Below are 25,122 nucleotides of genomic sequence, written 5' to 3'. Positions count from 1 at the left end.
TCTTTGATGGCGAGGAAGCGGACGGGCGGCCGGCACCGCCGCCCCTCACTCCGCGTGCGAAAAGGTCTCGTCGAAGGAATAGCCGGCGCCACGCACCGTGCGGATGGGATCGGGCTTGCGGGCGCGGTTGATGGCCTTGCGCAGGCGGCCGACATGCACGTCCACCGTGCGCTCGTCGATGTAGACGTCGTGGCCCCAGACGCCATCGAGCAGCTGCTCACGCGTGAACACGCGGCCGGGGCTCTGCATCAGGAACTCGAGCAGCTTGAACTCGGTGGGGCCGAGGTGCAGCTCGCGGCCGGAACGGCGCACGCGCCGGGTCTCGCGGTCGAGCTCGATGTCGCCGGCCGTGAGGAGGGTGGCCACATGGCCCGGCTTGGCGCGGCGCAGCAGCGCGCGCACGCGCGCCAGCAGCTCCGGCACCGAGAAGGGCTTGACGACATAGTCGTCCGCGCCGGTGGCGAGGCCGCGCACGCGCTCGCCCTCCTCGCCGCGGGCGGTGAGCATGATGACGGGCAGCCGCTCGGTCTCGCGCCGGGCGCGCATGCGCCGGCACAGCTCGATGCCGGATAGGCCCGGCAGCATCCAGTCGAGCAACACGAGGTCCGGGACCTGCTCGCGCAGGCGCACCTCGGCCTCGTCGCCGCGGGCGACGGCGTCGACGGTGTAGCCTTCGGCCTCGAGGTTGTAACGCAGGAGGAGTGTGAGCGGCTCTTCGTCTTCGACGATGAGGATACGAGGTCCCATCGGTCCTTCCGTTACGCGTGATCGACGCTTACTGCTGGCCGGCGACCGGCACCGTGGTGAAGCTCGACTCGTCGCTCTTCGGCCGCTCGGCGGCGAGCGGCTTGCCGGTGACGAGATAGTGGATGGTCTCGGCGACATTGGTGGTGTGGTCGCCGATGCGCTCGATGTTCTTGGCGAGGAACAGGAGATGCGTGCAGAAGCTGATGTTGCGCGGATCTTCCATCATGTAGGTCAGGAGCTCGCGGAAGATCGAGGTGTAGAGCGCGTCGATGCGGTCGTCGCGCTGCCACACGTCGAGCGCGCGGGCCGTGTCCTTCTGCGCATAGGCGTCGAGCACGTCCTTGAGCTGGGCCTGCACGAGGTCGCTCATGTGCTGCACGCCGCCGACGATCTTCTGCGGCTGCATCTCGTTGCTGATGGCGACGACGCGCTTGGCGGTGTTCTTGGCGAGGTCGCCGACGCGCTCGATGTCCCCTGCCACGCGGATGGCGGAGACGATCTCGCGCAGGTCCACCGCCATCGGCTGGCGCTTGGCGATGGTGAGCACGGCGCGCTCCTCGACGTCGTGCTGCAGGGCGTCGAGCCGCTCGTCGACGGCGATCACCGCCTGGGCGAGGGCCGCATCGCGCCGCACCAGGGCCATCGTCGCGTCGCCCAGCATCTTCTCGGCGATGCCGCCCATCTCGGCGATCTTGCTGCGCAGGGTGTCGAGCTCGACGTCGTACGAGCTGACGATATGATCGGTCATCGTCGGCAATCCTTGTTCCTGCGGCGGCCTCAGCCGAAGCGCCCGGTGATGTAGTCCTGCGTCCGCTTGTCCTGCGGGGCCGTGAAGATCTGTTCCGTCGATCCTTCCTCCACGAGCTTGCCCAGGTGGAAGAAGGCCGTGCGCTGCGAGACGCGCGCCGCCTGCTGCATCGAGTGCGTCACGATGACGATGGTGTAGTTCTCGCGCAGCTCGTCGATCAGCTCCTCGATCTTCGCGGTGGCGATGGGATCGAGCGCCGAACACGGCTCGTCCATGAGGATGACCTCGGGATTGACGGCGATGGCGCGGGCGATGCACAGGCGCTGCTGTTGCCCGCCGGAGAGGCCGGTGCCCGGCGAGGTGAGGCGGTCCTTCACCTCCTCGTAGAGGCCGGCGCGCTTGAGGCTCATGGTGACGACCTCGTCGAGGTCGGCCTTGGAACTGGTGAGCCCGTGGATGCGCGGCCCGTAGGCGACGTTCTCGTAGATCGACTTGGGGAAGGGGTTCGGCTTCTGGAACACCATGCCGACCTTCGCCCGCAGCTGCACCGGGTCGAGGCCCCGGTCGTAGATGTCGCTGCCGTCGATCTCGATGCGGCCGCTGACGCGGCAGATCGGGATCGTGTCGTTCATCCGGTTGATGCAGCGCAGGAAGGTGGACTTGCCGCAGCCGGACGGGCCGATGAAGGCCGTCACCGCCTTCTCGGGAATGTCGATCGAGACATCGTGCAGGGCGTGCTTGTCGCCGTAGTAGACGTTGACGTCCCGGGCGACGACCTTCGTCACCGCCTCGTCCGCGGCTTCGGCCGCCGTGGCCTTGGCCAGCTCGATGTTCGGCATCGTCGTCATCATAGAGAACTCCCTTCGGCTCGGGACGCGGCTCACCAGCGGCGCTCGAAGCGGCGGCGCAGCAGGATGGCGAGCCCGTTCATGATAAAGAGAAAAGCGAGCAGAACCAGGATGGCGGCGGCCGTCTTGGCCTGGAACAGCGGCTCCGGCAGGTCCGACCACAGGTAGATCTGCACCGGCAGCGCCGTCGCCGCGTCGGTGATCGAGCCCGGCACGTCGACGATGAAGGCGACCATGCCGATGAGGAGCAGGGGCGCGGTTTCGCCGAGCGCATGCGCCATGCCGATGATCGTCCCCGTCATGATGCCGGGCATGGCGAGCGGCAGCACGTGGTGGAACACCGCCTGCTGGTGCGAGGCGCCGATGCCGAGCGCTGCCTCGCGGATCGACGGCGGCACCGACTTCAGGGCGGCGCGGCTCGCGATGATGATCGTCGGCAGCACCAGGAGGGCGAGCACGAGACCGCCGACGAGCGGCGCCGAGCGCGGCAGGCCGAAGAAGTTGAGGAACATCGCGAGGCCGAGCAGGCCGAAGACGATCGAGGGCACGGCCGCGAGATTGTTGATGTTGACCTCGATGAGATCCGTCAGCCGGTTCTTCGGTGCGAATTCCTCGAGATAGACAGCGGCGCCGACGCCGATCGGCAGGCACAGGACCAGTGTCACCAGCATGGTCAGCGCCGAGCCGATGAGGGCCCCGAGGATGCCCGCCTGCTCCGGCTCGCGGCTGTCGCCGGAGGTGAAGAAGCGGCTGGCGAAATGCGACGCGACCATGCCGCGCTGCTTCAGGTCCTCGAGCCAGGCGACCACCTGGTCGTCGAGGCGGCGGTTGGCCTCGGGCTGGGTCAGGGTGAGGATGTCCCACCGGCCGGCGGCCACGGCGTCGGTGTTGGCCAGCGGCACGAGCACCGTGCCGCGTGCCTCGGAGGCACTGATCTCGGTCAGCTTGACGATGCCGCCGTTGATGAAGACGAGCTTCGAGGGCAGGTCTGCCGTCAGCCGCTCGGGCGCATCCGCCGCGGCAGCGCGCGCTTCGGCGGCAGCAGCTTCACCCTCGAGGTCGGCGATGCGCCTCTGAAGGGCCTCGCGCTGGTCACCGGTGACATCGGCCGCCGCGGCGGTCAGCCGCGCGGCCTCGCGGCGGTCGGCGGCCGCCTCCTCGCGCAGGCTCTCCTTGACCTCGGCGAGGGCGCGGGCGAAGTCGGGGGCCGAGCTCGTCAGCACCACGTCCTCGCCGTCGAGCGTCACCTGCGCCTGCCCCTGGCCGGCGCTCTCGCGCCGCCCGGTCATCAGGCCCTTGAGATAGAGGTCGGCCGCGTCATCGAACAGCGCCTCGATCGTCACCGGCTGGCCGATGACGGCGGGATCGGCCAGCACCCGATCGCGCAGCGTTATGGCCGCACCGGAGGACAGGAGGTCGTTGTTGAGCTTGCGGCGCAGGGCACGCGTCGTGACCTGCGGGAAGAGCTCCTGCAGGCCCGCGCGCAGCACCGCGTCGTAGTCGCCGCTGCGCAGCGCCTGCGGATCGGTCGTGCCGTCGCTGGAGACCTGCTCCAGCGTCGGCGTCACGGTCATCGTCAGGCGATATTCGGTGAAGGCCGGCATCGCCTTGACGACGACGTCGCTGATCAGGACGACGAGGAAGATCGCCGCGAGCGCGATGGCGCCGATGCCATAGGCACGGAACCGTGCCTCCGCGGCGTGGCGCCGCCTCAGCCGCGCCTGGGCCTCGTCCGAGGAGAGACCGAACCGACGGGCGCCTGGAGGGGGTGCAGCAATGTCAGTCATATTGCTCTCGGTATTTGCGGACGATGCGCAGGGCGATGATGTTGAGCGCCAGCGTGAAGAAGAAGAGCACGAAGCCGAGGGCGAAGGCCGACAGGGTCTTGGCGCTGTCGAACTCCTGGTCGCCGACGAGCAGCGTCTTGATCTGCACGGTGACCGTCGTCACGGCCTCGAGCGGATTGAAGGTGAGATTGCCGGCGAGGCCCGCCGCCATGACGACGATCATCGTCTCGCCGACGGCCCGCGAGATGGCGAGCATGAGGGCCGAGACGATGCCGGGCAGCGCGGCCGGCAGCACGACGCGCTTGATGGTTTCCGACCGGGTCGCGCCCATGCCGTAGGAGCCGTCGCGCAGCGACTGCGGCACGGCGTTGATGACGTCGTCCGACAGGGACGAGACGAAGGGGATGATCATGACGCCCATGACGAGGCCGGCGGCGAGCGCGCTCTCCGACGCGACGGAGAGGCCGAGCGTTTCGCCGACGCTCTTGATGAAGGGCGCCACGGTAAGCGCGGCGAAGAAGCCGAACACCACGGTCGGGATGCCGGCGAGCACCTCCAGCACGGGCTTGGCGACGGCCCGGACGCGCGGTGTCGCGTATTCGGACATGTAGATCGCCGCGAAGAGGCCGACCGGCCCCGCGACCATCATCGCGATCAGCATGATCAAGGTGGTGCCGGCGAAGAGCGGCACGGCGCCGAAGGTGCCGGACTGGCCGACCTGGTCGGCCCGGATCGCCGTCTGCGGCGACCACTGCAGGCCGAAGAGGAAATCGTACCAGGGATAGCGTGCGAAGAAGCGCAGCGTCTCGAACAGCACCGAGAAGACGATGCCAACGGTCGTCAGGATGGCGACGCCCGAGCAGGCGATGAGGACGACCTTGGTGACGTGCTCGAAGCTGTTGCGGGCGCGGAAGTCGGGCGCAAGGCGCCGGCGGCCGAAGGCAAAGCCCGCCGCCGCCCCGGCAAGGCCGAGGACGAGGAGCGCCACCTCCGCCTCCGTGCGCGCGCCCGAGTAGGCGTCGGCCGCAACGGCAATGCCGGGATCGGGCGCGCCCGCGAACTGGCCGAGGGCGACGAGGCGCGCCTCGCGCAGGCGCCCCTCCTGTTCCAGCGCGTTCTGCGGCGCGAGCTCCGCCGGCAGGGCCGCGAGCGTGCGCGCCTCGACGTAGCGCGGCGCCAGCGGCGTCCACACCGCGAGGGCGACGAGCATCGGCAGGACGCAGAGCGTGGCCAGAAACAGGCCGTGATAGACGGGCAACGAATGAAGCCGCGCGCCGCCGCCTACGAACGCACGCCCCCTGGAGCGCCCGAAGGCGAAGGCCGCCAGCGCGACGGCGACAATGAGCAGGAAGAATAAGCTAACCATCTCCGCCCCCGGGAGAGCAGCGGCAGGAGGCCGCGTCGGCGACGGGCTCTACCGCATTTTGACGGCAAAACGAAGCGGGTGGCCGTCCACCCGCTTCGCCTTCGTCAGCGGATCAGAGGCCGGCGTCGGCCGACAGGGGCTTCTGCGCCTCGACGTCCGCCCGCACCTGCGTGAGCTGGTCGGCCGGCAGCGGCACGAGGCCCTTGCGCGAGAGGTAGCCGTCCTCGCCGAGCGCCTTCTCGGAGACGTACTCGCCGATGAACTTGTCCAGGCCCGGCACCACGCCGATGTGCTGCTTCTTGAAGTAGACGAACAGCGGGCGCGACACCGAGTACTTGCCGTCGGCGATGGTGTCGAAGTCCGGCGTCACGCCGTCGATCTTGGCACCCTTGATCTTGGCCGCGTTCTCCTCGAGGAAGGAGTAGCCGAAGATGCCGACCGCCTTCGGGTTGGCGTCGAGCTTCTGGACGATGAGGTTGTCGTTCTCGCCGGCATCGATGTAGGCGCCGTCCTCACGGATCGTCTTCCAGGCAGCGGCGAAGGCCTTCGCATCGCTCTTCTTGAGGTCGGCGAGGATCTTCTCGGCGCCCGGCTCCATGACGAGCTCGAGGAAGGAATCACGCGTGCCGGAGGTCGGCGGCGGGCCGAGCACCTCGATCTTCTCGTTCGGCAGCGCCTTGTCGATGTCCGACCAGTTCTTGTAGGGGTTGGCGACGAGCTTGCCGTCCGCGCCGGGCACTTCCTTGGCGAGGGCGAGGAAGAGCTGCTCCTTGCTCAGGTTGAAGTCCGGGCCGGACTTGGAATTGGCGACGGTCAGGCCGTCGAAGCCGACCTTGAGCTCGATGATGTCGGCGACGCCGTTCTTCTGGCAGTCGTCGAACTCGGACTTCTTGATGCGGCGCGAGGCGTTGGTGGCATCCGGGTGGTCGGTGCCGACGCCGGCGCAGAACAGCTTCATGCCGCCGCCCGTGCCGGTCGACTCGACGACCGGGGCCTTGCCGGCGCCCGAGCGGCCGAACTGCTCGGCGACCGCCGTGGTGAAGGGATAGACCGTCGAGGAGCCGACGATGCGGATCTGGTCGCGCGCCTGAGCGGCACCGGCAGCGGCGACGCCGGCCAGCGTGAGGGCGGCGACGCTGACGAGGGAACGGAAATTCACGGTATATCTCCCTGATCTCTTGGAGCGGGGCGACGATCGCACGGCTGTGACGGGGCCATGCCGCATCCGCTTCGGCGATGCCGCAGGCACCACCGACGGCCCTTTGTCTATGACGGCAAGGTGACAACCGAATGACAGCGTAACAATTTGATTTGTCTTAATTTTGCGATTCGTCGCCGAGCGCTGGCAGCGTCACCGTGAACGAGGCGCCCCGGCCCACGTCGCTGGCGATGGCGAGGCGTCCGCGGTGGCGCATCACGATGTGCTTGACGATGGCGAGGCCGAGGCCCGTGCCGCCCTTGCCCCGGCTGGCCGCGACATCGACGCGGTAGAAGCGCTCGGTCAGGCGCGGCAGGTGCTCGGGCGCGATGCCGGGGCCATAGTCGCGCACCACGACCGACACCTCGCCGCCGCCGCCGCCGCCGGGCGCCGTGGTCACGACCCGCACGTCGACCCGGCCGCCGCCTTCGCCGTATTTCACGGCATTCTCGATGAGGTTCTCGAAGACGCGCAGGAGTTCGTCGCGCTCGCCGCGTACGTTGACCGGTCCCGGCGGGGCCTCGAGCACGATCTCGACCCCGCGCTCGCGCGCCAGCGGCGAGAGCGTGTCGATCATGTGGCGCAGCAGGGCGATGACGTCGACGATCGCCGTCGGCTGCACGTGCACGCTGAGCTCGATGCGCGACAGCGACAGGAGGTCGTCGATGAGCCGCGCCATGCGCTGCGCCTGCTCGCGCATGATGGCGAGGAAGCGCTCGCGCGCGGCCGCGTCGTTGCGGGCCGGCCCCTGCAGGGTCTCGATGAAGCCCATCAGGGAGGCGAGCGGCGTGCGCAGCTCATGGCTCGCATTGGCGACGAAGTCGACCCGCATGTGCTCGAGCCGGCGCGCCGGCGTCAGATCGCGGAAATAGAGGGCGGCGCCGGCACGGCCGGAATCGTCGCCGGCTTCGCCGGACAGGGGGGCGATATGCACTTCGAAGGCGCGCTCCACCGGCACGCGCTCGACATATTCGACCGCCTCGGCCTGGCCGCCCTTCACCACCCGCTCGAGGCCGTCGAGCACATCGGGCGCGCGCAGCGCGAAGGACAGAGGATGGGCGTTGCGCAGGCCCGGCAGCACCGCTGTCGCCGCCCGATTGGCGTCGACCACGAGGCCGCGCCGATCGACGATGACGACAGGATCCGGCAGGGCCGCCAGCACCGCCGCCGGCCCGAAGGCGTGTTTCTGGCGCCGCTCGCTCGTCGTGACGACGCGGCCGCTCAGCGGCCGTCGGTCGCGGAAGGCGAGCCCTGCGACGACGAGGCTGGCAACCGCGGCGAGCGCGGTCGAGATCCCGACCGAGCCGCCGGCGAGCGCGGCGAGCGTGAAGATGGCGCTGCTGAGGCCGGCGGTTCTGAGCGCGATGGCATTGGCGCTAAGCCGCAGGCTGTTCTTGGTCGTCTCGATCATGCCCTTGCCCGAACCGGCCGCTCCCCCGGCAACCGAGGCCGGCGAATCGGGACGGGCGGCACGTTAAGAGATCATCTCAACCGCTCTTCCGCGTCATCCCGATGACAGTGGCGTCGCGCCCTCAGCCGCGGCCGGAGCCCTTGCCGGCCAGTTCGTCCAGCCGCGCCTGCATCTCGAGCACCTGGCGCTTGAGGTCGTCGAGGTCGCCGCCCGGCTGCCGGGCCTCGCCCTCGCGCGGCCTCGCCGCGGCCTCGCCCTGCTGCTCGCCGCGCGGGCTGAAGGGGGAGAACAGCTTGAGCGCCTCGCCGAACATCGCCATGTTCGTGCGCACGTGCTCTTCCATGCTCTTGAAGGCGGCTGCCGGGCCGAAGGCCTCGGCCATCTTCTCGCGCAGCTTCTGCTGCTCGCGCGTGAAGTTCTCGATGGAGAACTCCAGGTAGCTCGGCACGAGCGCCTGCATGCTGTCGCCGTAGAAGCGGATGAGCTGGCGCAGGAAGGCGACCGGAAGCAGGTTCTGCCCGGCCTTGTTCTCTTCCTCGAAGATGATCTGCGTCAGCACCGAACGGGTGATGTCCTCGTTGGTCTTGGCGTCGAAGACGATGAAGTCCTCGCCGTCCCGCACCATCTGCGCGAGATCCTCCAAGGTGACGTATGTGCTGGTTCCCGTGTGATAGAGGCGGCGGTTGGCGTATTTCTTGATGACGGTCGGATTTTCTTCTGTCGCCATGGCTCTGCTTTGTCTCGTCCCGGCCCCGGTAAGGGCTCATGCCGCGGCGCCCGAAGCATTTCCGGCATCGGAACCGGTTGCCTGCGCACGGCCTCCCCGGCGCAGACGATAGGCGCTAATCAGCCCGACGAAAACTCATTTGTGCGACATGGGGGCGCGGTGCGCGCCCGATGTGGCGCTTGACGCTCCGCGGAGGCCCCCCGAAGATGGCTTCGACCCGTCCACATGGCCCCCGTCCAGGCGGTCGCAGCATGACAGCAAGGCCGCCAAGAGCGGCGGAACAAGGAACAAGGGAGATCACCATGGCCTCCACGGACATCGTCATCGTCGCCGCCACGCGCACTGCGGTCGGCTCCTTCAACGGCGCCTTCGCCAACGTGCCCGCGCATGTGCTGGGCGCCACCGCCATCAAGGGCGCCCTCGAGCGGGCGGGCGTCGCCGCCGAGGAGGTCGACGAGGTCATCCTCGGCCAGGTGCTGACGGCCGCCGAAGGACAGAACCCGGCCCGCCAGGCCGCCATGAAGGCGGGCATCCCGGTCGACAAGACGGCTTGGAGCCTCAACCAGGTCTGCGGCTCGGGCCTGCGCGCCGTCGCCCTCGGCATGCAGCAGATCGCCAACGGCGACGCTTCCGTCATCGTCGCCGGCGGGCAGGAATCGATGTCGCTGGCGCCGCACGCGGCCCACATGCGTGCCGGCACGAAGTTCGGCGACGTGCAGTTCGTCGACACGATGATTCGCGACGGGCTGTGGGATGCCTTCCACGGCTACCACATGGGCGTGACGGCCGAGAACGTGGCCCAGAAGTGGCAGATCAGCCGCGAGGAGCAGGACGCCTTCGCCGTCGCCTCCCAGAACAAGGCGGAAGCCGCCAAGAAGGCCGGCCGCTTCGCGAAGGAGATCACGCCCGTGACGGTCGCCTCGCGCAAGGGCGACGTCGTCGTCGACACCGACGAGTACATCCGCGACGGGGCGACCCTCGACGCGGTCGCCAAGCTGCGGCCCGCCTTCCAGAAGGACGGCACGGTGACGGCGGGCAACGCCTCGGGCCTCAACGACGGGGCCGCGGCGCTCGTGCTGATGACAGCGGCCGAAGCCGAGCGGCGCGGCCTCAAGCCGATCGCTCGCATCGCCTCCTGGGCGACGGCCGGCGTCGAGCCCGCCGTCATGGGCTCGGGCCCCATCCCCGCCTCGCGCAAGGCCCTCGAGAAGGCGGGCTGGAAGGCGCAGGACCTCGACCTCGTCGAGGCCAACGAGGCCTTCGCCGCCCAGGCGCTCGCCGTCAACAAGGACATGGGCTGGAACCCGGACATCGTGAACGTCAATGGCGGGGCCATCGCCATCGGCCATCCCATCGGCGCCTCCGGCGCGCGCATCCTGACGACCCTGCTGCACGAGATGGGCCGGCGCGACGCGAAGAAGGGCCTCGCGACGCTGTGCATCGGCGGCGGCATGGGCGTCGCCATGTGCGTGGAGCGCTGAGGAGGGCGGACCCGGAGGGGCGTTCCGGCGGCGGCCACGCCCCTTCCCGACAACGATAACGGCAGAGGGAGAGAAACATGGCACGAGTTGCAGTCGTCACCGGCGGCACGCGCGGCATCGGCTCCGCGATCGCGCGCGCCCTGAAAGCGGCGGGGCACACGGTGGCCGCCAACTATGCGGGCAACGACGAGGCCGCCGCCCGCTTTAAGAGCGAGACCGGCATCGCCGTCTACAAATGGGACGTGGGCGATGCCGGCGCCTGTGCGGACGGGCTCGCGCGCGTCGCGGCCGATCTCGGCCCGGTGGACGTCCTCGTCAACAATGCCGGCATCACCCGCGACGGCATGTTCCACCGCATGAACCTCGAGCAGTGGCAGGCGGTGATCCGCACCAATCTCGATTCCATGTTCACGATGACCCGCCCGGTCATCGAGGGCATGCGCGAGCGCGGCTTCGGCCGCATCATCAACATCTCGTCCATCAACGGCCAGAAGGGTCAGATGGGCCAGTCCAACTATTCCGCCGCCAAGGCCGGCGTCATCGGCTTCACCAAGGCGCTGGCGCAGGAGAACGCCGCCAAGGGCGTCACGGTCAACTGCATCTGCCCCGGCTACATCGATACCGACATGGTGGCGGCGGTGCCGGAGGACGTGCTCAAGAAGATCATCGCCGGCATTCCCGTCGGCCGCCTCGGTCGCGCCGAGGAAATCGCCGCCGCGGTGGTCTATCTCGCCTCCGATACCGCCGCCTTCGCCACCGGCTCGGTGCTGACCATCAACGGCGGCCAGTACATCGCCAACGGCTGAGCCCTGCCGGCGCGCGTCACTCCTCCCGGAAGGCGCGCGCCAGCTGGTCGGTCAGTGGCTTCATCACGTAGGACAGGGCCGAGCGCGAGCCGGTCCGGATATGGACCTCGACCGGCATGCCGGGGACGAGCTTGAGATCCCGCAGGCGGGCGAGCTCCTCCGGCGCGATGTGGATCCGGACCTTGTAGAACGTCTCGCCCGTCGCCGCGACCGTGAGGAGATCGGGCGCGACACCGGTGACGGTGCCGGCGAGTTCGGGCGTGGTGCGCTGGTTGAAGGCCGAAAAGCGGGCCACCGTCGTCTGGCCCGGCGTCACCTGGTCTATGTCGACAGGCGAGACCCGTGCCTCGATGATGAGCTCGTCGCTGCGCGGCACGATGAGCATCATGACCTGTCCCGCGCTGACGACCCCGCCGACCGTGTGTACATCGAGCTGGTGGACGATGCCGTCCTGGGGCGCGCGGATGTCGACGCGCGCGAGCTGGTCCTGCGCCGCGACCCTGCGCTCGACATATTCCCCGATGCGGGTTTCGTAGTCGCGCAACTCCTGCATCACCTCGGTCCGGCGGTTCTGGTCAAGCTGCATGATCTGCAGCTGCGTCTCGGCGATGCGCCCCCGGGCCTGGGCGATGGCGGCGACGATCTGGCCGCGCTCGCCGCCGAGGCGGGCGGCCTCCCGCTGCAGCAGCTTGAGCCGGTTGATCTGGACGAGGTTGCGCTCGAACAGCGCCAGGACCCCGGCGAGCTCGTCCTCGATCAGCGCGATCTCCTCGCTCTTCGCGGCCTGCTGGGCATCGAGGCCCTCGATCTCGCGCAGCGACTGCGAGATGCGCTCGCGCAGCTGCGCCTTCTGCCCCTCCATCGCCAAGCGGCGCGCCCTGAAGAGGCGGCTTTCGCCGTCGATCACCGCGGCGGCCTCTGCGTCCGTGCCGGCCCTGGTGGCCAGCTCCGCCGGGAAGGCGATCTCGGAGAGGCCGTCCCGTTCGGCGGCGAGCCGCGCGACGCGGCCGACCGCCTGGTCGAGCTGCTTGGAGACGAGCTGCAGGCTGGCCGTGGCGACGGTGGCGTCGAGCCGCGCCAGAACGTCGCCCGCCCGCACCACGTCGCTTTCCCTGACATTGAGCTGGCCGATGACGCCGCCCGTCGGATGCTGCACGCGCTTGACGTTCGATTCGACGACGAGAACGCCGGGGGCGATGACGGCGCCGGCCAGCTGCGCCACCGATGCCCAGCCGCCGATCGTGCCGAGCAGCAGGAAGGAGATCGCGAGGCCCAGCGCCATGTTGCGCCGGATCGAGCGTTCCTCGCGGCCGCGGAGGGAGGACGTCGCGCTCATTGCACGCCGGCCTTCCTGTCCTCGACGACCGCGAGCGGCGGACCATTCCGGGCCGGACCGGGCTGCCTGCGCCCGCGCATCACCTCCTGGTGCGTGCCGAAGGCCTGTAGCGCCCCGTCACGGAGGATGGCGATCAGGTCGACCCCGACGAGCACGGCCGGGCGGTGGGCCACGACGACGACGATGCCGCCGCGGGCGCGCACGCCCCGGATGGCTTGCGTCAGCGCCGCTTCCCCCTCCGCATCGAGGTTGGAATTGGGCTCGTCGAGGACCACGAGGAAGGGATCGCGATAGAGCGCCCGGGCGAGCGCCAGGCGCTGGCGCTGACCCGCCGACAGCGCCTCGCCGCCCTCGCCGATCTCGGTCTCGTAGCCGTCCGGCAGGCGCAGGATCATCCCGTGCACGCCCGCTGCCGTGGCGGCAGCGATGACCGCCGCGGCGTCCGGCTCGTCCTCGAAGCGGGCAATGTTGGCGGCGACGGTGCCGGCGAACAGCTCCACGTCCTGGGGCAGGTAGCCGATGTGGCGGCCGAGCGCCGTCTCGTCCCACTGGTCGAGCGCGGCGCCGTCGAGGCGCACCGTTCCCGACAGGAGCGGCCAGACGCCGACGAGGCCGCGCACGAGGGACGACTTGCCGGCGGCGCTCGGGCCGATGATGCCGAGCCCCTGCCCCGCCTGCAGCTTGAAGGAGACGTTGCGCACGCTCGGCCGGCGCTGGCCGGGCGCCGCCACCGAGAGCTGCTCGACGGCGAGGCCGGCGACGGGCGGCGGCAGATCGAGCGGCCGCGCCGGCGGCGGCAGGGCCTGGAGCAGCCCGGCGAGCCGGCGCCAGCTCGCGCGCGCGGCGACGAAGGACTTCCACTGCCCGATGGCGAGCTCCACCGGCGCGAGCGCCCGGGTCGCGGCGATGGAGGCGGCGATGATCGCCCCGGCCGTCACCTCGCCGCGGATGGTCAGCCACGCGCCGAGCGCCAGGATGAGCGACTGCAGCAGGAGGCGCAGGACGCGTGAGGCAGCGCCGAGCCCACCGACGATGTCGCCCGCCCGCCGCTGCTCGGCGAGAAATGCGTCGTTGAGGCGCAGCCAGCGCGCCGTCAGCCGCTCGCCGAAGCCCATGGCGCGCAGCACCTCGGCGTTGCGGCGGCCGGCGAGGCCGAGGCTGATGCGCTGCACGTTCTGCGCGGCCAGCACGCGCTGGGGCCGGCGCGACAGGATCTCGGCCGCCACCGTCAGGCCGACGAGCACCAGGGCGCCCGCCGTCGCGAGGAGGCCGAGGAAGGGATGCAGCACGAAGACGAAGAGCAGGTAGAGCGGCATCCACGGCAGGTCGAAGAAGGCCGAGGGGCCGGGCCCGGCAGCAAAATTGCGCAGGTTGTCGAGGTCGCGCACCGGGGTGAGGCCGTCGTCCTCGATCGCGCTCCTCAGCGGCAGCGCCAGAACGCAGCGGAAGACGCGAGGCCCGAGTTCGGCATGAACCTGACTGGCGATGCGGGCCAGCACCCGGCTGCGCACCGCCTCGAGCAGTCCCTGGAACCCGAACAGGAGCACGACGAGAACGCACAGCGCGGCAAGAGTCGCCTCGCTGCGGCTCGACAGCACCCGGTCGTAGACCTGCAGCATGAAGACGGAGCCAGACAGCGCCAGGCAGTTGACCACGCCGGAGATGAGGGCAAGGCCTCCGAAAACCCAACGCAGTCGCCGAAATGCAGTCGCCAGTTCACTGCGCGGCTCACTCATCGGCTCGTGTCCCTAGGACAGTCCGCCGCAGCGGACGACGTCAGGCAGACGCGGCAATCGCGCAGCCGCCGGGTGCGGAGCCGGGGGGCGGCGTGCTGCGGCACACCGTGGGGGAAGGTGGAAGGACCGCCGCCCCCCGGCCGAAGCGCCCCTGACCGGAAGCGCCCGCACAATCTGTATACGCCTACAATTTTACTCAATAAACCTGAGTGACAAGGGCGCCACATCAATTGCGCTGGAAGCAAAATACCAGCTGAATATTATTGATTGCACCATGAATGACTGAAAGCCCGCCATTCACCCGACACAGGATGGCATGCAGATACGTCGAGCGATATGGCACCGGGACGCAGCGACGTCGTGCGGGCAGCGAATCACCGCCTCAGCGTCCCGCTGCCGTGTCCCCCGGCGTCGTCTCGCACCAGCCGGCGGCGCCGAGGGCGTCGTGCATGTGCGGCGGCGCGGGGGCCGCGATCCGCACGGCCTCGCGGCTGGGATAGAGCGGGATGGCGAGCGCGGCGGCATGCAGGTGCAGCCCCGGCCCGCCGATGCGCGGGGCGTTGCCGTAGATGGTGTCGCCGAGGATCGGAAAGCCCGCCGCAGCGCAATGGACGCGCAACTGGTGGGTGCGGCCGGTCACCGGCGTCAGCGCGAGCCAGGCGAGGCCTTCGCCCCGCCCGAGGACGCGCCAGCGCGTCAGAGCCGGCTGGCCGGCGGCGTCCACCTTCATCCACCAGCCGCGCGCGCGATCGCGCGGGGCGAGCGGCAGGTCGATCTCGCCCGCGTCGCCGGCGGGGCCTCCCTCGACGATGGCCCAGTAGGTCTTCTCGACCTTGCCCGACTGGAACAGGCGTCCCAGCTTGTCGAGCGCCTTGCGATGGCGGCCGAGCACGAGGCAGCCGGAGGTGTCGCGGTCGAGCCGGTGGGCGAGCTCGGGCCGCCGCGGCAGGCCGAAGCGCAGCGCGTCGAGATGGTCGCTCAGCGTCTCGTCGCTCGTCGCCGTGCCGCTGCGCGGGCCGGGATGAACGGGCATGCCCGCCGGCTTGTCGATCACCAGCATCAGCGCGTCGCGATAGAGGAGGCGCGACACTATATCGAACGGCAACTCTTTCTCGTTCATGCGCTTCGGGCTATCGAGGGGGCAGGCCGAGGGCAAGGGAAAAGAACGCGAGGACAGATGAGCGACGGCGACAAGGACAAGCGCGGGATGCTGGCCCGGCTCTTCCGGCGCGGCGAGACCGCCCAGCCGGAGCCGCAGGCGCCGCCTCCCGAAGCCGAGGCGCCGCAGCCGCCATCACCGCCGCAGGAGGCTCCGCCGCAGGAGGCTCCGCCCCAGGCAGCGCCCCAAACGTCGCCCGAGGCCACTCCCCAGCCCGCGCCCCGGCGCAGCTGGTGGCAGCGGCTGAAGGAGGGGCTGGCGCGCACCTCGTCCTCGCTCGGCCTCGGCATCACCGAGCTCTTCTCCAAGCGCCGCCTCGACGCCGCGACCATCGACGACCTCGAGGACATCCTGATCCAGGCCGACCTCGGCATCGAGACTTCCGCTCGCATCACCCGCTCGATCGCCGAGGGGCGCTACGACAAGGCCATCGACCCCGAGGAGGTCAAGGCCGTGCTGGCGCGCGAGGTGGAGGCGGTGCTCGCCCCCGTGGCGCATCCGCTTGCCGTCGACGCCGGCAGGAAGCCCTTCGTCATCCTCATGGTGGGGGTCAACGGCTCGGGCAAGACGACCACCATCGGCAAGCTCGCGGCGAAGTTCCGCGCCGAGGGGCGCAAGGTCATGCTGGCGGCGGGCGACACCTTCCGTGCCGCGGCCATCGAGCAGCTCAAGGTGTGGGGCGAGCGCACCGGCGCGGCGGTGATCGCCCGCGAGCAGGGGCGGATGCGGCGGGCCTCGCCTTCGACGCCCTCAGCGAGGCGCGCGAAACCGGCACGGACATCGTGCTCGTCGACACCGCCGGGCGCCTGCAGAACAAGGCCGGCCTCATGGCCGAGCTCGAGAAGGTGGTGCGCGTGATGAAGAAGCTCGACGAGACGGCGCCGCATGCCGTGCTCCTCGTGCTCGACGCCACGACCGGCCAGAACGCGGTGAACCAGGTGGAGATCTTCGGCAAGACGGCCGGCGTCACCGGCCTCGTCATGACCAAGCTCGACGGCACCGCCCGCGGCGGCATTCTCGTCTCCATCGCCGCCAAGTTCGGCCTGCCCGTGCATTTCATCGGCGTCGGCGAGGGCGTCGAGGACCTCGAACCCTTCACGGCGCGCGATTTCGCCCGCGCCATCGCCGGACTGGAAGCCTAAAAGCATGTCGAAAGAACTCGTGGAAAGCGACCCGAAGGGCCAGCACCTGCCGCCGCTCATCAAGCTCGCGCTGGAGCTCGGGCCGCTCGGGCTGTTCTTCCTCGCCAACACCCGCCCCGAGCTGTTCGCGCCGCTCATGCAGCCGCTCGTGCCGGCCTCGATCCTCGCGGGCGGACAGGCCGGCATCTTTACGGCGACGGCGGTCTTCATGCTGGCGACGCTGGTGGCGCTCGCCCTCCACTACCGGCTGGTCGGCAAGCTGCCGATCATGCCGCTCGTCTCCGGCGTCGTCGTCCTCGTCTTCGGCACGCTGACGCTCGTCCTGCACGACGAACTGTTCATCAAGCTGAAGCCGACCATCGTCAACACGCTGTTCGGCTCGGTGCTGCTCGGCGGGCTCCTATTCGGCAAGTCGCTGCTCGGCTTCGTGCTCGACAGCGTCTTCGAGCTCGACGCCGAGGGCTGGCGCAAGCTGACCCTGCGCTGGGGCCTGTTCTTCTTCTTTCTGGCGCTGCTGAACGAGGTCGTCTGGCGCACGCAGACGACGGACTTCTGGGTGAACTTCAAGGTCTTCGGCGTGATGCCCATCACGCTCGCCTTCGCGCTCGCGCAGACGCCGCTCATCATGCGCCACAGCCCGGCGACGGAAGAGGACCGCAAGCCCTGAGCCGCAGGCTCAGACGGCGCTGTTCTCCAGCGTGTAGATCGGCATCGCCTCGTTGCGCCCGCGCAGGGCCTGCGTTCCGAGGCTGCGCCATGGCGAGCCGGCGCTCTGTGGATCCTCGCCCGCCGCCTTGAGCGCGTCGCGCGAGGCGACCAGCGGCACCTCGAAGGCCTTGGTCGCATCCTCGAGCCGGGCCGCGACGTTCACGGCATCGCCCATGACGGTGAATTCCAGGCGCTGCTCGTCGCCGATGGCGCCGACGAAGGCCGTGCCGAAGTGCACGCCGATGCCGACTGCGACCGGGACGGCGTCGGTTGCCTTGCGCAGGCCGTTCCACTCGTCGACGGACGCGAGCATGGAGCGGCAGAAGGCGAGCGCCCGGGCCGCATCGTCGCCGTTCGTCTGCGGCAGGCCGAAGATGATGAAGGCGCCGTCGCCGATGAACTTGTCGATGACACCGCCGTGCTGGCGCGCCGCCCGCGTGACGCGGGCGCGGAAGGCGCCGATGAAGCCGGTGAGCGCCGCCGGGCTCATCGCCTCGCCCATGGCGGTGGAGCCGCGAATGTCGATGAAGACGAGCGCCACCTCGGCGCGGCGCCCCGTCCGCAGCTCCTCGATGTTGTCGCTCGACAGCACGGGCAGGAGCTCGGCAGGAAGATAGCGCGCGAGGTTGAGCCGACGCGTCGTCTCGGCCACCGCCTGGTTGAGCAGGCGCCGGCCGCGCAGGGCGCCGAGCACGAGCACCGCCCCGCCGAGCGCGAGCATGGCGGCGCGGGCCGTGTTCGCCGGCACGGAATAGAACATCTCCGCATCGCGCAGGAAGGTCTCCGGAGCGAGGTTCGAGCCCCATCCCCCCATGCAGGCGACCAGCGCCAGGCCGACGAGGGTCAGGCAGAGGGCATAGAGCTGCACCCAGGGGCGGATGCGCAAGGCGCTGACCGCAAGCAGCAGCGGGAAGACCCCGACCACCGGGAACATGCTCATGAACGCGACCGGCAGGCGCAGGTCGCGCAGGTCGGCGAGAAGGCTGCCGACGAGGACGGCGATGTCCACCGTCACCGTCACATAGGCCATCCAAGGCCGCCAGCGGCCGAATTTAACGAGGAGATAGACGGCAAGACCCGCGAAGAAGAGCAGGCCGAGCGTCGCCCGCGCCTGGTTGCGCGCCTCGGTGAGGTCGAGCAGCGAGATGTCGTTGCTGCGCTTGAGGACGACCTCGACGGTGACGAGGAGCACGATGGCGATGGCCATGCGGACCACGCTCGCCGCCCGCTCGGCCGACAGGTCGGCCTCGAGCAGCAGGCGTTCGCTGCCATTCGCCGGAAGGGCTGGCGCCATCGGTTCCTCTAGCGTTGCTGCGCCGCTCTCAGTGCCGGCAGGAAAGTGCCGTTCAGGCTGTCCGGCGTCAACGGGCCGATGTGCTTGTGCCTGATGGTGCCGTCGGGGCCGACGATGAAGGTCTCGGGCACGCCGTAGACTCCCCAGTCGATGGCGGCGCGGCCGCTCTCGTCGACGCCGACCGCGCCGAAGGGATTGCCGAGGGCACCGAGGAAGCGGCGCGCGTTCTCGGGATTGTCCTTGTAGTTGAGGCCGAGGAGGCGCACGCCCGGCTGGGCCGCGAGTTCCATCAGCAGGGGATGCTCCTGCCGGCAGGGCGCGCACCAGGAGGCCCAGACGTTGACAATGGTGACCTCGCCCCGCTTCAGGTCCGCGTCGGAAAAGCCCGGGACCGGCGTGCCGCCCGATCCCGACAGCCCCTCGAGCGGCGGCAGGGAGAAGGCCGGCACGGGGCGGCCGGTCAGCGCCGAAGGCACGCGCGAGGGATCGCCCGCGAAGAGCCGCACGAGGAAGAGCGCGGCGAGCAGCAGGAAGACCCCGAGCGGGAGGAGAAGGATGAGCCGGCGGCGGCGCACCTCGGGCGAGCCCGCAGGGTCCTCTGCCGCAATGCCGTTCTCCTGCTCGCTCATCGGACGGCCTCCTGGCGGGCGGAACGGCGGCGCACGCCGCGCGCCTCGAGCTGCTCGAGCGCGCGCCGCAGGGCGCGATGCTCGACGACGGCGCGCAGCACGAGCCCGCCGACGACGAGCCCGGTGAGGGCATAGCTCGCGATGATGAAGCCGGCGTGGGGATCGCTCATCGGACGGCTCCCGCAGCCGTCTCGGCGCCCGCGTCGAGGCGCTCGGCCTCCATCAGCCGCAGGCTGCGCACGCGCCGGCGCAGGATCTCGTTGCGCATGCCGGCGACATGGAGGGCGATGGCGAGCACCGTGAAGGCGAGCGCCATGACGAGGAGCGGCCACAGCATCGAGGGATGGATGGTCGGCCCGTCGATGCGGAAGACGGCCGCCGGCTGGTGCAGCGTGCTCCACCAATCCACCGAGAACTTGATGATCGGGATGTTGACCACGCCGACGAGCGTCAGGACGGCGACGGCCCGCGCGGCGCGGCCGGGATCATCCACCGCCCGCCACAGCGCCATGATGCCGAGATACATGAGGAAGAGCACGAGAACGGAGGTGAGCCGCGCGTCCCACACCCACCAAGTGCCCCACATGGGCTTGCCCCAGAGCGAGCCCGTGACGAGGCAGACGAAGGTGAAGGCGGCGCCGATGGGCGCGGCGGCCTTCTGCGCGACGTCGGCGAGCGGGTGGCGCCACACGAGCGTGCCGAGCGCCGAGGCGCTCATCATCACGTACATGAACAGGCCGAGCCAGGCGGCCGGCACGTGGATGAACATGATGCGCACCGTCTCGCCCTGCTGGTAGTCCGGCGGCGCGACGAAGAACGACAGGTAGAGCCCGACCGCGAGCAGCACGGCCGCGAGCGCAGCGAGCCACGGCAGCAGCCTGTCGGCGAGGCCGAGAAAGCGCGTCGGATTGGCGAGGTTCCAGAGGCTCGAGAGGCGCGGCACGCGGTCGTTCGTTCCAGGTTTCGAGGAATCTTGGGCCTGATCTAACGTCGCGCGATCGTGGCTGCAATTGGGCGCTTCGTCACGCGCTTTGCCGCAGGGCGGCGGCGGCGGCGAAGGTGCCGATCACGATCGCGACAAGAGACAAGGCCGCAAGGATCAGGAAGGGGGTGAGGAAGGCGATGGTGCCGCCCGTCGCCGCATTGGCCGCCGAGACGCCGAAGATGAGGGTGGGCACCATCAGCGGCATGACGAGGATGGCGAGCAGCAGCCCGCCGCGCCCGAGCGAGGCCGTGAGCGCGGCGCCGACGGCACCGATGAAGGTCAGCGCCGGCGTGCCGACGACGAGCGTCGCCGCGACGGCGAGCATCGCCCCGGGCGTCAGCGCCAGGAGCAGGCCGAAGAGCGGCGCGAGAAGCGCGAGCGGCAGGCCGGTGGTCAGCCAGTGCGCCACCCCCTTGGCCGCCACCAGCACCTCGAGCGGCGTGTCGCTCGACAGGATGAGGTCGATGGCGCCGTCCTCGACGTCGGTCTGGAACAGCCGGTCGAGCCCGATGAGCGTGGCGAGCACGGCCGAGAACCACAGAAGCGCCGGGCCGATGCGGGCGAGGAGGTTGAGATCCGGCCCGAGCGCGAAGGGCACCACGGCGACGAGCATCAGGAAGAAGACGAGCCCCATGGCGCCGCTGCCGCCGACGCGGGCCGCGAGCCTGAGATCCCGCAGGACGAGGGCGAGGAAGGCGCGGGTCATGTCAGGGGGCTTTGGGGTTTTAGGAGGGCGGCACGGTCTAGCCCCTCCCCCTTGCGGGGAGGGGGAGGGGTGGGGGTGGTGCCGCATGCAGGACGCCTTGCGCCTCCCTCGCACCTCCCATCACTTCCCCAGCGCCCCCCACCCCCGACCCCTCCCCGCAAGGGGGAGGGGAGAGGCGCGCCTGGCTGAAAGACCGCGTTCTCCATCCTCATGCCCGCTCCCCCTCTGCCCCGCCGGGCAAGTCGACGCCGGGCACATGCGCATCGATGCTCAGCGTCTTCGTCCCCTCGAGCCCGAGCGGCGCATGGGTTGCGGCGATGATGAGGCCGCCCTCGGCCAGATGGCCCTGCATGACCTCGGCGAGCCGGACCTGCGAGGCCGCGTCGAGGGCCGAGGTCGGCTCGTCGAGGAGCCACAGCGGGCGACGGGAGACGAAAAGGCGGGCAAGCGCGACGCGCCGCCGCTGCCCGGCGGAGAGATAGCCCGCCGGCAGGTCCGCGGCGCGGGCGAGGCCGACGCGCGCGAGCGCCTCGCGCGGGGAGAGCCGCGGCCGGCCGAGCATGGCGCCGGCGAAGGCGAGGTTCTCCTCGGCCGTCAGCGCCGCCTTCAGCCCTTCCTTGTGGCCCACGTGGTTGGTGACCTCGGCGAGCGTCGCCTCGCCGATGCCCTCGGCGCGGATCGCTCCAGCCGCCGGCGCGAGGCGGCCGGCGAGCATGGCGATGAGGCTCGACTTGCCGGCGCCGTTGCGACCGGTGACGACGAGCGCCTCGCCGCTCGCCAGCGAGAACGACAGGTCCCTGAACAGGAGACGCTCCCCGCGCCGGCAGGCGAGCCCTTCAACCGAAATGCGCATGAGCCCGCCCCTCTCGCATGCCTGCCTTCTTTAGAATGATTGTCGTCCGTGTAGCGGAACGCAGGAAAATTCTCTATATGACCCGTGGCTGCGCCGCGCGCCTCGTCGCGTGGATCCCCGGGCGCCCCCGGAGCGGCGCGCGCACTTCGCGCATCGGCCGAACGAACCTCTAGTTCGATCATCGTGATGTGAGGATCCCAGCCGTGACGACCATCGACAGTTTCAACAGCCGCAAGACGCTTTCCGTCGGCGGCAAGACCTACACCTACTACTCCCTGGCGGAAGCGGAAAAGAACGGCCTCGAAGGCATCTCGCGCCTGCCCTTCTCGATGAAGGTGCTGCTCGAGAACCTGCTGCGCTTCGAGGACGGCCGCTCGGTGACGAAGGACGACATCGTCGCCGTCAAGGAGTGGCTCGTCAACAAGGGCGCCGCGGGGCGCGAGATCGCCTTCCGCCCGGCGCGCGTTCTGATGCAGGATTTCACCGGCGTGCCGGCGGTGGTGGATCTTGCGGCCATGCGCGACGCCATGAAGCAGCTCGGCGGCGATCCGACGCGCATCAACCCGCTCGTGCCCGTCGACCTCGTCATCGACCACTCGGTGGTCGTCGACTTCTTCGGCTCGTCCTCCTCGCTCGCCCAGAACGTCGCGCGCGAGTATGAGCAGAACCAGGAGCGCTACCGCTTCCTGAAGTGGGGCCAGAGCGCCTTCGACAACTTCCGCGTGGTGCCGCCCGGCACCGGCATCTGCCATCAGGTCAACCTCGAATATCTCGCCCAGACCGTGTGGACGAAGAGCGAGGGCGGCGAGACGACGGCCTATCCCGACACGCTCGTCGGCACCGATTCGCACACCACGATGGTCAACGGCCTCGGCGTGCTCGGCTGGGGCGTCGGCGGCATCGAGGCGGAGGCCGCCATGCTCGGCCAGCCGCTGTCCATGCTGCTGCCCGAGGTCATCGGCTTCAAGCTCACCGGCCGCCTCAAGGAGGGCGTGACGGCGACCGACCTCGTGCTCACCGTCACCCAGATGCTGCGCAAGAAGGGCGTCGTCGGCAAGTTCGTCGAGTTCTACGGCCCCGGCCTCGCGCACATGACGCTCGAGGACAAGGCGACCATCGCCAACATGGCACCGGAATACGGCGCGACCTGCGGCTTCTTCCCGGTCGATGCCGAGACGCTGCGCTATCTCGACAAGACGGGCCGCGACGCCGACCGCATCGCCCTCGTCGGCGAATATGCCAAGGTGCAGGGCATGTTCCGCGAGGACGGCACGCCCGACCCGGTCTTCTCGGACACGCTGGAGCTCGACCTCGACGACGTCGTGCCTTCGCTCGCCGGCCCCAAGCGCCCGCAGGATCGCGTGACGCTGGCCGACGCCAAGGCCGGCTTCCTCACCTCGCTCGAGAACGAGTTCAAGAAGCCGGGCGAGGCCACCAAGACGGCCGCCTCCTCCAACCTGCGCGGCGACACCTTCGAACTCGGCCACGGCGCCGTCGTCATCGCGGCGATCACCTCCTGCACCAACACCTCGAACCCGAGCGTGCTCATCGGCGCCGGCCTCCTCGCCCGCAAGGCGAAGGAAAAGGGCCTGGAGCCGAAGCCGTGGGTGAAGACCTCGCTCGCGCCCGGCTCGCAGGTGGTGGCCGAATATCTCGACAAGTCCGGCCTGCAGACCGACCTCGACGCCATGGGCTTCAACCTTGTCGGCTTCGGCTGCACGACCTGCATCGGCAACTCGGGCCCGCTCGAAGCGCCGATCTCGAAGACCATCAACGAGGCCGACCTCGTCGCCGCGGCGGTGCTCTCCGGCAACCGCAACTTCGAGGGCCGCGTCAATCCGGACGTGAAGGCGAACTACCTCGCCTCGCCGCCGCTCGTCGTGGCCTATTCGATCGCCGGCTCCATGCAGGTCGACCTCACCACCGAGCCGCTCGGCACGGGCTCGGACGGCAAGCCGGTCTACCTCAAGGACATCTGGCCCTCGCCGAAGGAGATCCAGGAGTTCATCGACGCCTACATCACCAACGAGATGTTCCGCACGAAATATGCGGACGTCTTCAAGGGCGACGAGAACTGGCAGAAGATCGACGCCCCGACCGGGAAGACCTATGCCTGGGACGGCCAGTCGACCTATGTCGCCAACCCGCCCTATTTCGTCGGCATGGGCAAGACGCCCGAGGCGACGAGCGACGTCGTCGGGGCGCGGGTGCTCGGCCTCTTCCTCGATTCGATCACGACCGACCACATCTCGCCCGCCGGCTCCATCAAGGCGGCGAGCCCGGCCGGCAAGTACCTGATCGACAACGGCGTCGCGGTGGCCGACTTCAACCAGTACGGCACGCGCCGCGGCAACCACGAGGTCATGATGCGGGGCACCTTCGCCAACATCCGCATCAAGAACCAGATGGTGAAGGACGAGGCGGGCAATGTCGTCGAGGGCGGCCTGACCCTGCACCAGCCGGACGGCGAGCGCCTGCCGATCTACGACGCGGCCATGAAGTACAAGGCCGAGGGCGTGCCGCTCGTGGTCTTCGCCGGCCGCGAATACGGCACCGGCTCATCGCGCGACTGGGCGGCCAAGGGCACCAACCTCCTCGGCGTGCGCGCCGTGATCGCCCAGAGCTTCGAGCGCATCCACCGCTCCAACCTCGTCGGCATGGGCGTCCTGCCGCTCGTCTTCGAGGAAGGAACGTCCTGGGAGACGCTCGGCCTCAAGGGCGACGAGACGGTGACCATCCGCAGCATCTCGGCCGGCCTCAAGCCGCGCCAGAAGCTGGAGGCGGAGATCACCTTCGCCGACGGCACGGTGAAGACGGTGCCGCTGACCTGCCGCATCGACACCCTCGACGAGCTCGAGTACTTCAGGAACCGCGGCATCCTGCACTACGTGCTGCGCCAGCTCGCGGCCTGATCCGGGCCGGCCAGGCCGGCGCTTGCACAGGCACCGGCAGCGGGTTTATGGAGAACAACGACGCCGGCGGTTGGACAACCGCCGGCGCTCATGTATAGGGAACCGCTTTCAACGGAACCTGCGTTCGGCGGATGACGGGGCGCCCATCCGCGACCGCTGCTCCGCCCCGCCGCAAACAGACAGGAGAGAGAAGCGATGGCTTCCACTTTCGAGACCGTCGCCGGCATCATCTCGGAGACGTGCGACATCCCCCGTGAGCAGATCACGCCCGAGAGCCACGCGATCGACGATCTCGGTGTCGACTCGCTCGCCTTTCTCGACATCGCCTTCGCCATCGACAAGGCCTTCGGCATCAAGCTGCCGCTCGAGACGTGGACGCAGGAAGTCAACGAAGGCAAGGTGCCCGCCGAGGAATATTTCGTGCTGAAGAACCTGTGCGCGCGCATCGACGAGCTCGTCGCCGCCAAGGCCTGATGCACGCCTGAACACGTCTTTCCACCGGCGGCGCGGCCTTTCACCGCGGCGCCGGGGCCGGCAGATCCC

The 25,122-nt window shown here is 69.6% G+C and carries 22 protein-coding genes and 1 pseudogene; 6 read left to right on the top strand and 17 right to left on the bottom strand.

The window, feature by feature from the left end; translation table 11 throughout:
- Window positions 1–45 precede the first annotated feature (45 nt).
- The 8 genes from phoB to phaR form a co-directional block, all read right to left on the bottom strand.
- A complete protein-coding gene (gene phoB, locus AL346_RS09295) occupies window positions 46–747 on the bottom strand; it encodes a phosphate regulon transcriptional regulator PhoB (RefSeq protein ID WP_053193559.1) in 702 nt (233 codons plus the stop codon).
- A gap of 28 nt (window positions 748–775) precedes the next feature.
- Entirely contained in the window at window positions 776–1,495 is a 720-nt protein-coding gene (phoU, locus tag AL346_RS09290; protein WP_019403748.1) for a phosphate signaling complex protein PhoU, read from the bottom strand.
- Between the two features lie 29 nt (window positions 1,496–1,524).
- Complete coding sequence (pstB, locus tag AL346_RS09285) at window positions 1,525–2,343, bottom strand: phosphate ABC transporter ATP-binding protein PstB (protein WP_026015413.1); 819 nt, start codon at window positions 2,341–2,343, stop codon at window positions 1,525–1,527.
- Window positions 2,344–2,375: 32 nt separating this feature from the next.
- A complete protein-coding gene (gene pstA / locus AL346_RS09280) occupies window positions 2,376–4,130 on the bottom strand; it encodes a phosphate ABC transporter permease PstA (RefSeq protein WP_019403746.1) in 1,755 nt (584 codons plus the stop codon).
- Complete coding sequence (gene pstC / locus AL346_RS09275; protein ID WP_019403745.1) at window positions 4,123–5,496, bottom strand: phosphate ABC transporter permease subunit PstC; 1,374 nt, start codon at window positions 5,494–5,496, stop codon at window positions 4,123–4,125. The genes pstA and pstC overlap by 8 nt, the downstream gene beginning before the upstream one ends.
- A gap of 112 nt (window positions 5,497–5,608) precedes the next feature.
- Window positions 5,609–6,655, bottom strand: a complete 1,047-nt coding sequence (locus AL346_RS09270) for a PstS family phosphate ABC transporter substrate-binding protein (RefSeq protein ID WP_019403744.1) — start codon at window positions 6,653–6,655, stop codon at window positions 5,609–5,611.
- Between the two features lie 157 nt (window positions 6,656–6,812).
- Window positions 6,813–8,105 (bottom strand): ATP-binding protein, encoded by a 1,293-nt coding sequence (locus AL346_RS09265; protein ID WP_019403743.1) that lies wholly within the window; start codon window positions 8,103–8,105, stop codon window positions 6,813–6,815.
- A 121-nt stretch (window positions 8,106–8,226) separates the two neighbouring features.
- The gene (gene phaR / locus AL346_RS09260) at window positions 8,227–8,832 is read right to left on the bottom strand and encodes a polyhydroxyalkanoate synthesis repressor PhaR (RefSeq protein ID WP_019403742.1); all 606 of its coding nucleotides are present in this window, start codon (window positions 8,830–8,832) and stop codon (window positions 8,227–8,229) included.
- Between the two features lie 302 nt (window positions 8,833–9,134).
- On the opposite strand from phaR, the gene AL346_RS09255 reads away from it, so the two are divergent.
- On the top strand, window positions 9,135–10,313 hold the full coding sequence (locus tag AL346_RS09255) for an acetyl-CoA C-acetyltransferase (protein ID WP_019403741.1): 1,179 nt from the start codon (window positions 9,135–9,137) through the stop codon (window positions 10,311–10,313).
- Between the two features lie 77 nt (window positions 10,314–10,390).
- On the top strand, window positions 10,391–11,119 hold the full coding sequence (gene phbB, locus AL346_RS09250) for an acetoacetyl-CoA reductase (RefSeq protein WP_019403740.1): 729 nt from the start codon (window positions 10,391–10,393) through the stop codon (window positions 11,117–11,119).
- A gap of 16 nt (window positions 11,120–11,135) precedes the next feature.
- Here phbB and AL346_RS09245 read toward each other — a convergent pair whose 3' ends face one another.
- The 3 genes from AL346_RS09245 to AL346_RS09235 form a co-directional block, all read right to left on the bottom strand.
- Window positions 11,136–12,455 carry an HlyD family type I secretion periplasmic adaptor subunit gene (locus AL346_RS09245; RefSeq protein ID WP_019403739.1) on the bottom strand — a complete coding sequence of 440 codons (1,320 nt, stop codon included), beginning with the start codon at window positions 12,453–12,455 and terminating at the stop codon, window positions 11,136–11,138.
- On the bottom strand, window positions 12,452–14,191 hold the full coding sequence (locus AL346_RS09240) for a type I secretion system permease/ATPase (protein ID WP_040405228.1): 1,740 nt from the start codon (window positions 14,189–14,191) through the stop codon (window positions 12,452–12,454). The genes AL346_RS09245 and AL346_RS09240 overlap by 4 nt, the downstream gene beginning before the upstream one ends.
- 382 nt (window positions 14,192–14,573) lie before the next feature.
- Window positions 14,574–15,311, bottom strand: coding sequence for an RluA family pseudouridine synthase (locus AL346_RS09235; protein WP_019403737.1), 738 nt, complete (start codon window positions 15,309–15,311; stop codon window positions 14,574–14,576).
- A gap of 57 nt (window positions 15,312–15,368) precedes the next feature.
- Here AL346_RS09235 and ftsY point away from each other — a divergent pair.
- Together ftsY and AL346_RS09225 are read left to right on the top strand one after the other, a co-directional pair.
- Window positions 15,369–16,492: pseudogene (gene ftsY, locus AL346_RS09230) on the top strand (signal recognition particle-docking protein FtsY).
- A gap of 4 nt (window positions 16,493–16,496) precedes the next feature.
- Window positions 16,497–17,159, top strand: coding sequence for a septation protein A (locus AL346_RS09225; protein WP_019403735.1), 663 nt, complete (start codon window positions 16,497–16,499; stop codon window positions 17,157–17,159).
- Between the two features lie 9 nt (window positions 17,160–17,168).
- Here AL346_RS09225 and AL346_RS09220 read toward each other — a convergent pair whose 3' ends face one another.
- The 6 genes from AL346_RS09220 to ccmA all read right to left on the bottom strand — a co-directional run bounded on the left by AL346_RS09220 (window position 17,169) and on the right by ccmA (window position 21,667).
- Complete coding sequence (locus AL346_RS09220; RefSeq protein WP_053193556.1) at window positions 17,169–18,494, bottom strand: adenylate/guanylate cyclase domain-containing protein; 1,326 nt, start codon at window positions 18,492–18,494, stop codon at window positions 17,169–17,171.
- Between the two features lie 8 nt (window positions 18,495–18,502).
- Window positions 18,503–19,123, bottom strand: coding sequence for a DsbE family thiol:disulfide interchange protein (locus AL346_RS09215; protein WP_019403733.1), 621 nt, complete (start codon window positions 19,121–19,123; stop codon window positions 18,503–18,505).
- Entirely contained in the window at window positions 19,120–19,293 is a 174-nt protein-coding gene (ccmD, locus tag AL346_RS24580) for a heme exporter protein CcmD (RefSeq protein ID WP_082312471.1), read from the bottom strand. Before ccmD ends, AL346_RS09215 begins: the two co-directional genes overlap by 4 nt.
- Window positions 19,290–20,066: a heme ABC transporter permease gene (locus AL346_RS09210; RefSeq protein WP_019401332.1), complete on the bottom strand. Its 777-nt coding sequence runs from the start codon at window positions 20,064–20,066 to the stop codon at window positions 19,290–19,292. The genes ccmD and AL346_RS09210 overlap by 4 nt, the downstream gene beginning before the upstream one ends.
- A 79-nt stretch (window positions 20,067–20,145) precedes the next feature.
- A complete protein-coding gene (gene ccmB / locus AL346_RS09205; RefSeq protein ID WP_019401331.1) occupies window positions 20,146–20,814 on the bottom strand; it encodes a heme exporter protein CcmB in 669 nt (222 codons plus the stop codon).
- 208 nt (window positions 20,815–21,022) lie between these two features.
- Window positions 21,023–21,667 carry a heme ABC exporter ATP-binding protein CcmA gene (gene ccmA / locus AL346_RS09200; RefSeq protein ID WP_019400866.1) on the bottom strand — a complete coding sequence of 215 codons (645 nt, stop codon included), beginning with the start codon at window positions 21,665–21,667 and terminating at the stop codon, window positions 21,023–21,025.
- A gap of 203 nt (window positions 21,668–21,870) precedes the next feature.
- Here ccmA and acnA point away from each other — a divergent pair, with 203 nt between their 5' ends.
- Window positions 21,871–24,579 carry an aconitate hydratase AcnA gene (acnA, locus tag AL346_RS09195; protein WP_019400865.1) on the top strand — a complete coding sequence of 903 codons (2,709 nt, stop codon included), beginning with the start codon at window positions 21,871–21,873 and terminating at the stop codon, window positions 24,577–24,579.
- A gap of 195 nt (window positions 24,580–24,774) precedes the next feature.
- Complete coding sequence (locus AL346_RS09190; protein ID WP_019400864.1) at window positions 24,775–25,053, top strand: acyl carrier protein; 279 nt, start codon at window positions 24,775–24,777, stop codon at window positions 25,051–25,053.
- The last annotated feature ends 69 nt before the right edge of the window (window positions 25,054–25,122 follow it).

Origin of the sequence: Chelatococcus sp. CO-6, assembly GCF_001271345.1 — a bacterium.
GTDB lineage: Bacteria > Pseudomonadota > Alphaproteobacteria > Rhizobiales > Beijerinckiaceae > Chelatococcus_A > Chelatococcus_A caeni.
The sequence above is the reverse complement of the archived record's forward strand: the minus strand, read 5'-3'. Positions and strand labels throughout refer to the sequence as shown.

What these genes read in the sequence shown, in the direction of transcription:
- phoB (WP_053193559.1), bottom strand. Translation starts at nt 747, where the DNA reads ATGGGACCTCGTATCCTCATCGTCGAAGACGAAGAGCCGCTCACACTC.
- phoU (WP_019403748.1), bottom strand. Translation starts at nt 1,495, where the DNA reads ATGACCGATCATATCGTCAGCTCGTACGACGTCGAGCTCGACACCCTG.
- phaR (WP_019403742.1), bottom strand. Translation starts at nt 8,832, where the DNA reads ATGGCGACAGAAGAAAATCCGACCGTCATCAAGAAATACGCCAACCGC.
- AL346_RS09215 (WP_019403733.1), bottom strand. Translation starts at nt 19,123, where the DNA reads ATGAGCGAGCAGGAGAACGGCATTGCGGCAGAGGACCCTGCGGGCTCG.
- AL346_RS09245 (WP_019403739.1), bottom strand. Translation starts at nt 12,455, where the DNA reads ATGAGCGCGACGTCCTCCCTCCGCGGCCGCGAGGAACGCTCGATCCGG.
- ccmA (WP_019400866.1), bottom strand. Translation starts at nt 21,667, where the DNA reads ATGCGCATTTCGGTTGAAGGGCTCGCCTGCCGGCGCGGGGAGCGTCTC.
- pstA (WP_019403746.1), bottom strand. Translation starts at nt 4,130, where the DNA reads ATGACTGACATTGCTGCACCCCCTCCAGGCGCCCGTCGGTTCGGTCTC.
- AL346_RS09255 (WP_019403741.1), top strand. Translation starts at nt 9,135, where the DNA reads ATGGCCTCCACGGACATCGTCATCGTCGCCGCCACGCGCACTGCGGTC.
- pstB (WP_026015413.1), bottom strand. Translation starts at nt 2,343, where the DNA reads ATGACGACGATGCCGAACATCGAGCTGGCCAAGGCCACGGCGGCCGAA.
- AL346_RS09235 (WP_019403737.1), bottom strand. Translation starts at nt 15,311, where the DNA reads ATGAACGAGAAAGAGTTGCCGTTCGATATAGTGTCGCGCCTCCTCTAT.
- AL346_RS09190 (WP_019400864.1), top strand. Translation starts at nt 24,775, where the DNA reads ATGGCTTCCACTTTCGAGACCGTCGCCGGCATCATCTCGGAGACGTGC.
- AL346_RS09240 (WP_040405228.1), bottom strand. Translation starts at nt 14,191, where the DNA reads ATGAGTGAGCCGCGCAGTGAACTGGCGACTGCATTTCGGCGACTGCGT.
- pstC (WP_019403745.1), bottom strand. Translation starts at nt 5,496, where the DNA reads ATGGTTAGCTTATTCTTCCTGCTCATTGTCGCCGTCGCGCTGGCGGCC.
- AL346_RS09265 (WP_019403743.1), bottom strand. Translation starts at nt 8,105, where the DNA reads ATGATCGAGACGACCAAGAACAGCCTGCGGCTTAGCGCCAATGCCATC.
- ccmD (WP_082312471.1), bottom strand. Translation starts at nt 19,293, where the DNA reads ATGAGCGATCCCCACGCCGGCTTCATCATCGCGAGCTATGCCCTCACC.
- phbB (WP_019403740.1), top strand. Translation starts at nt 10,391, where the DNA reads ATGGCACGAGTTGCAGTCGTCACCGGCGGCACGCGCGGCATCGGCTCC.
- AL346_RS09225 (WP_019403735.1), top strand. Translation starts at nt 16,497, where the DNA reads ATGTCGAAAGAACTCGTGGAAAGCGACCCGAAGGGCCAGCACCTGCCG.
- AL346_RS09220 (WP_053193556.1), bottom strand. Translation starts at nt 18,494, where the DNA reads ATGGCGCCAGCCCTTCCGGCGAATGGCAGCGAACGCCTGCTGCTCGAG.
- ccmB (WP_019401331.1), bottom strand. Translation starts at nt 20,814, where the DNA reads ATGACCCGCGCCTTCCTCGCCCTCGTCCTGCGGGATCTCAGGCTCGCG.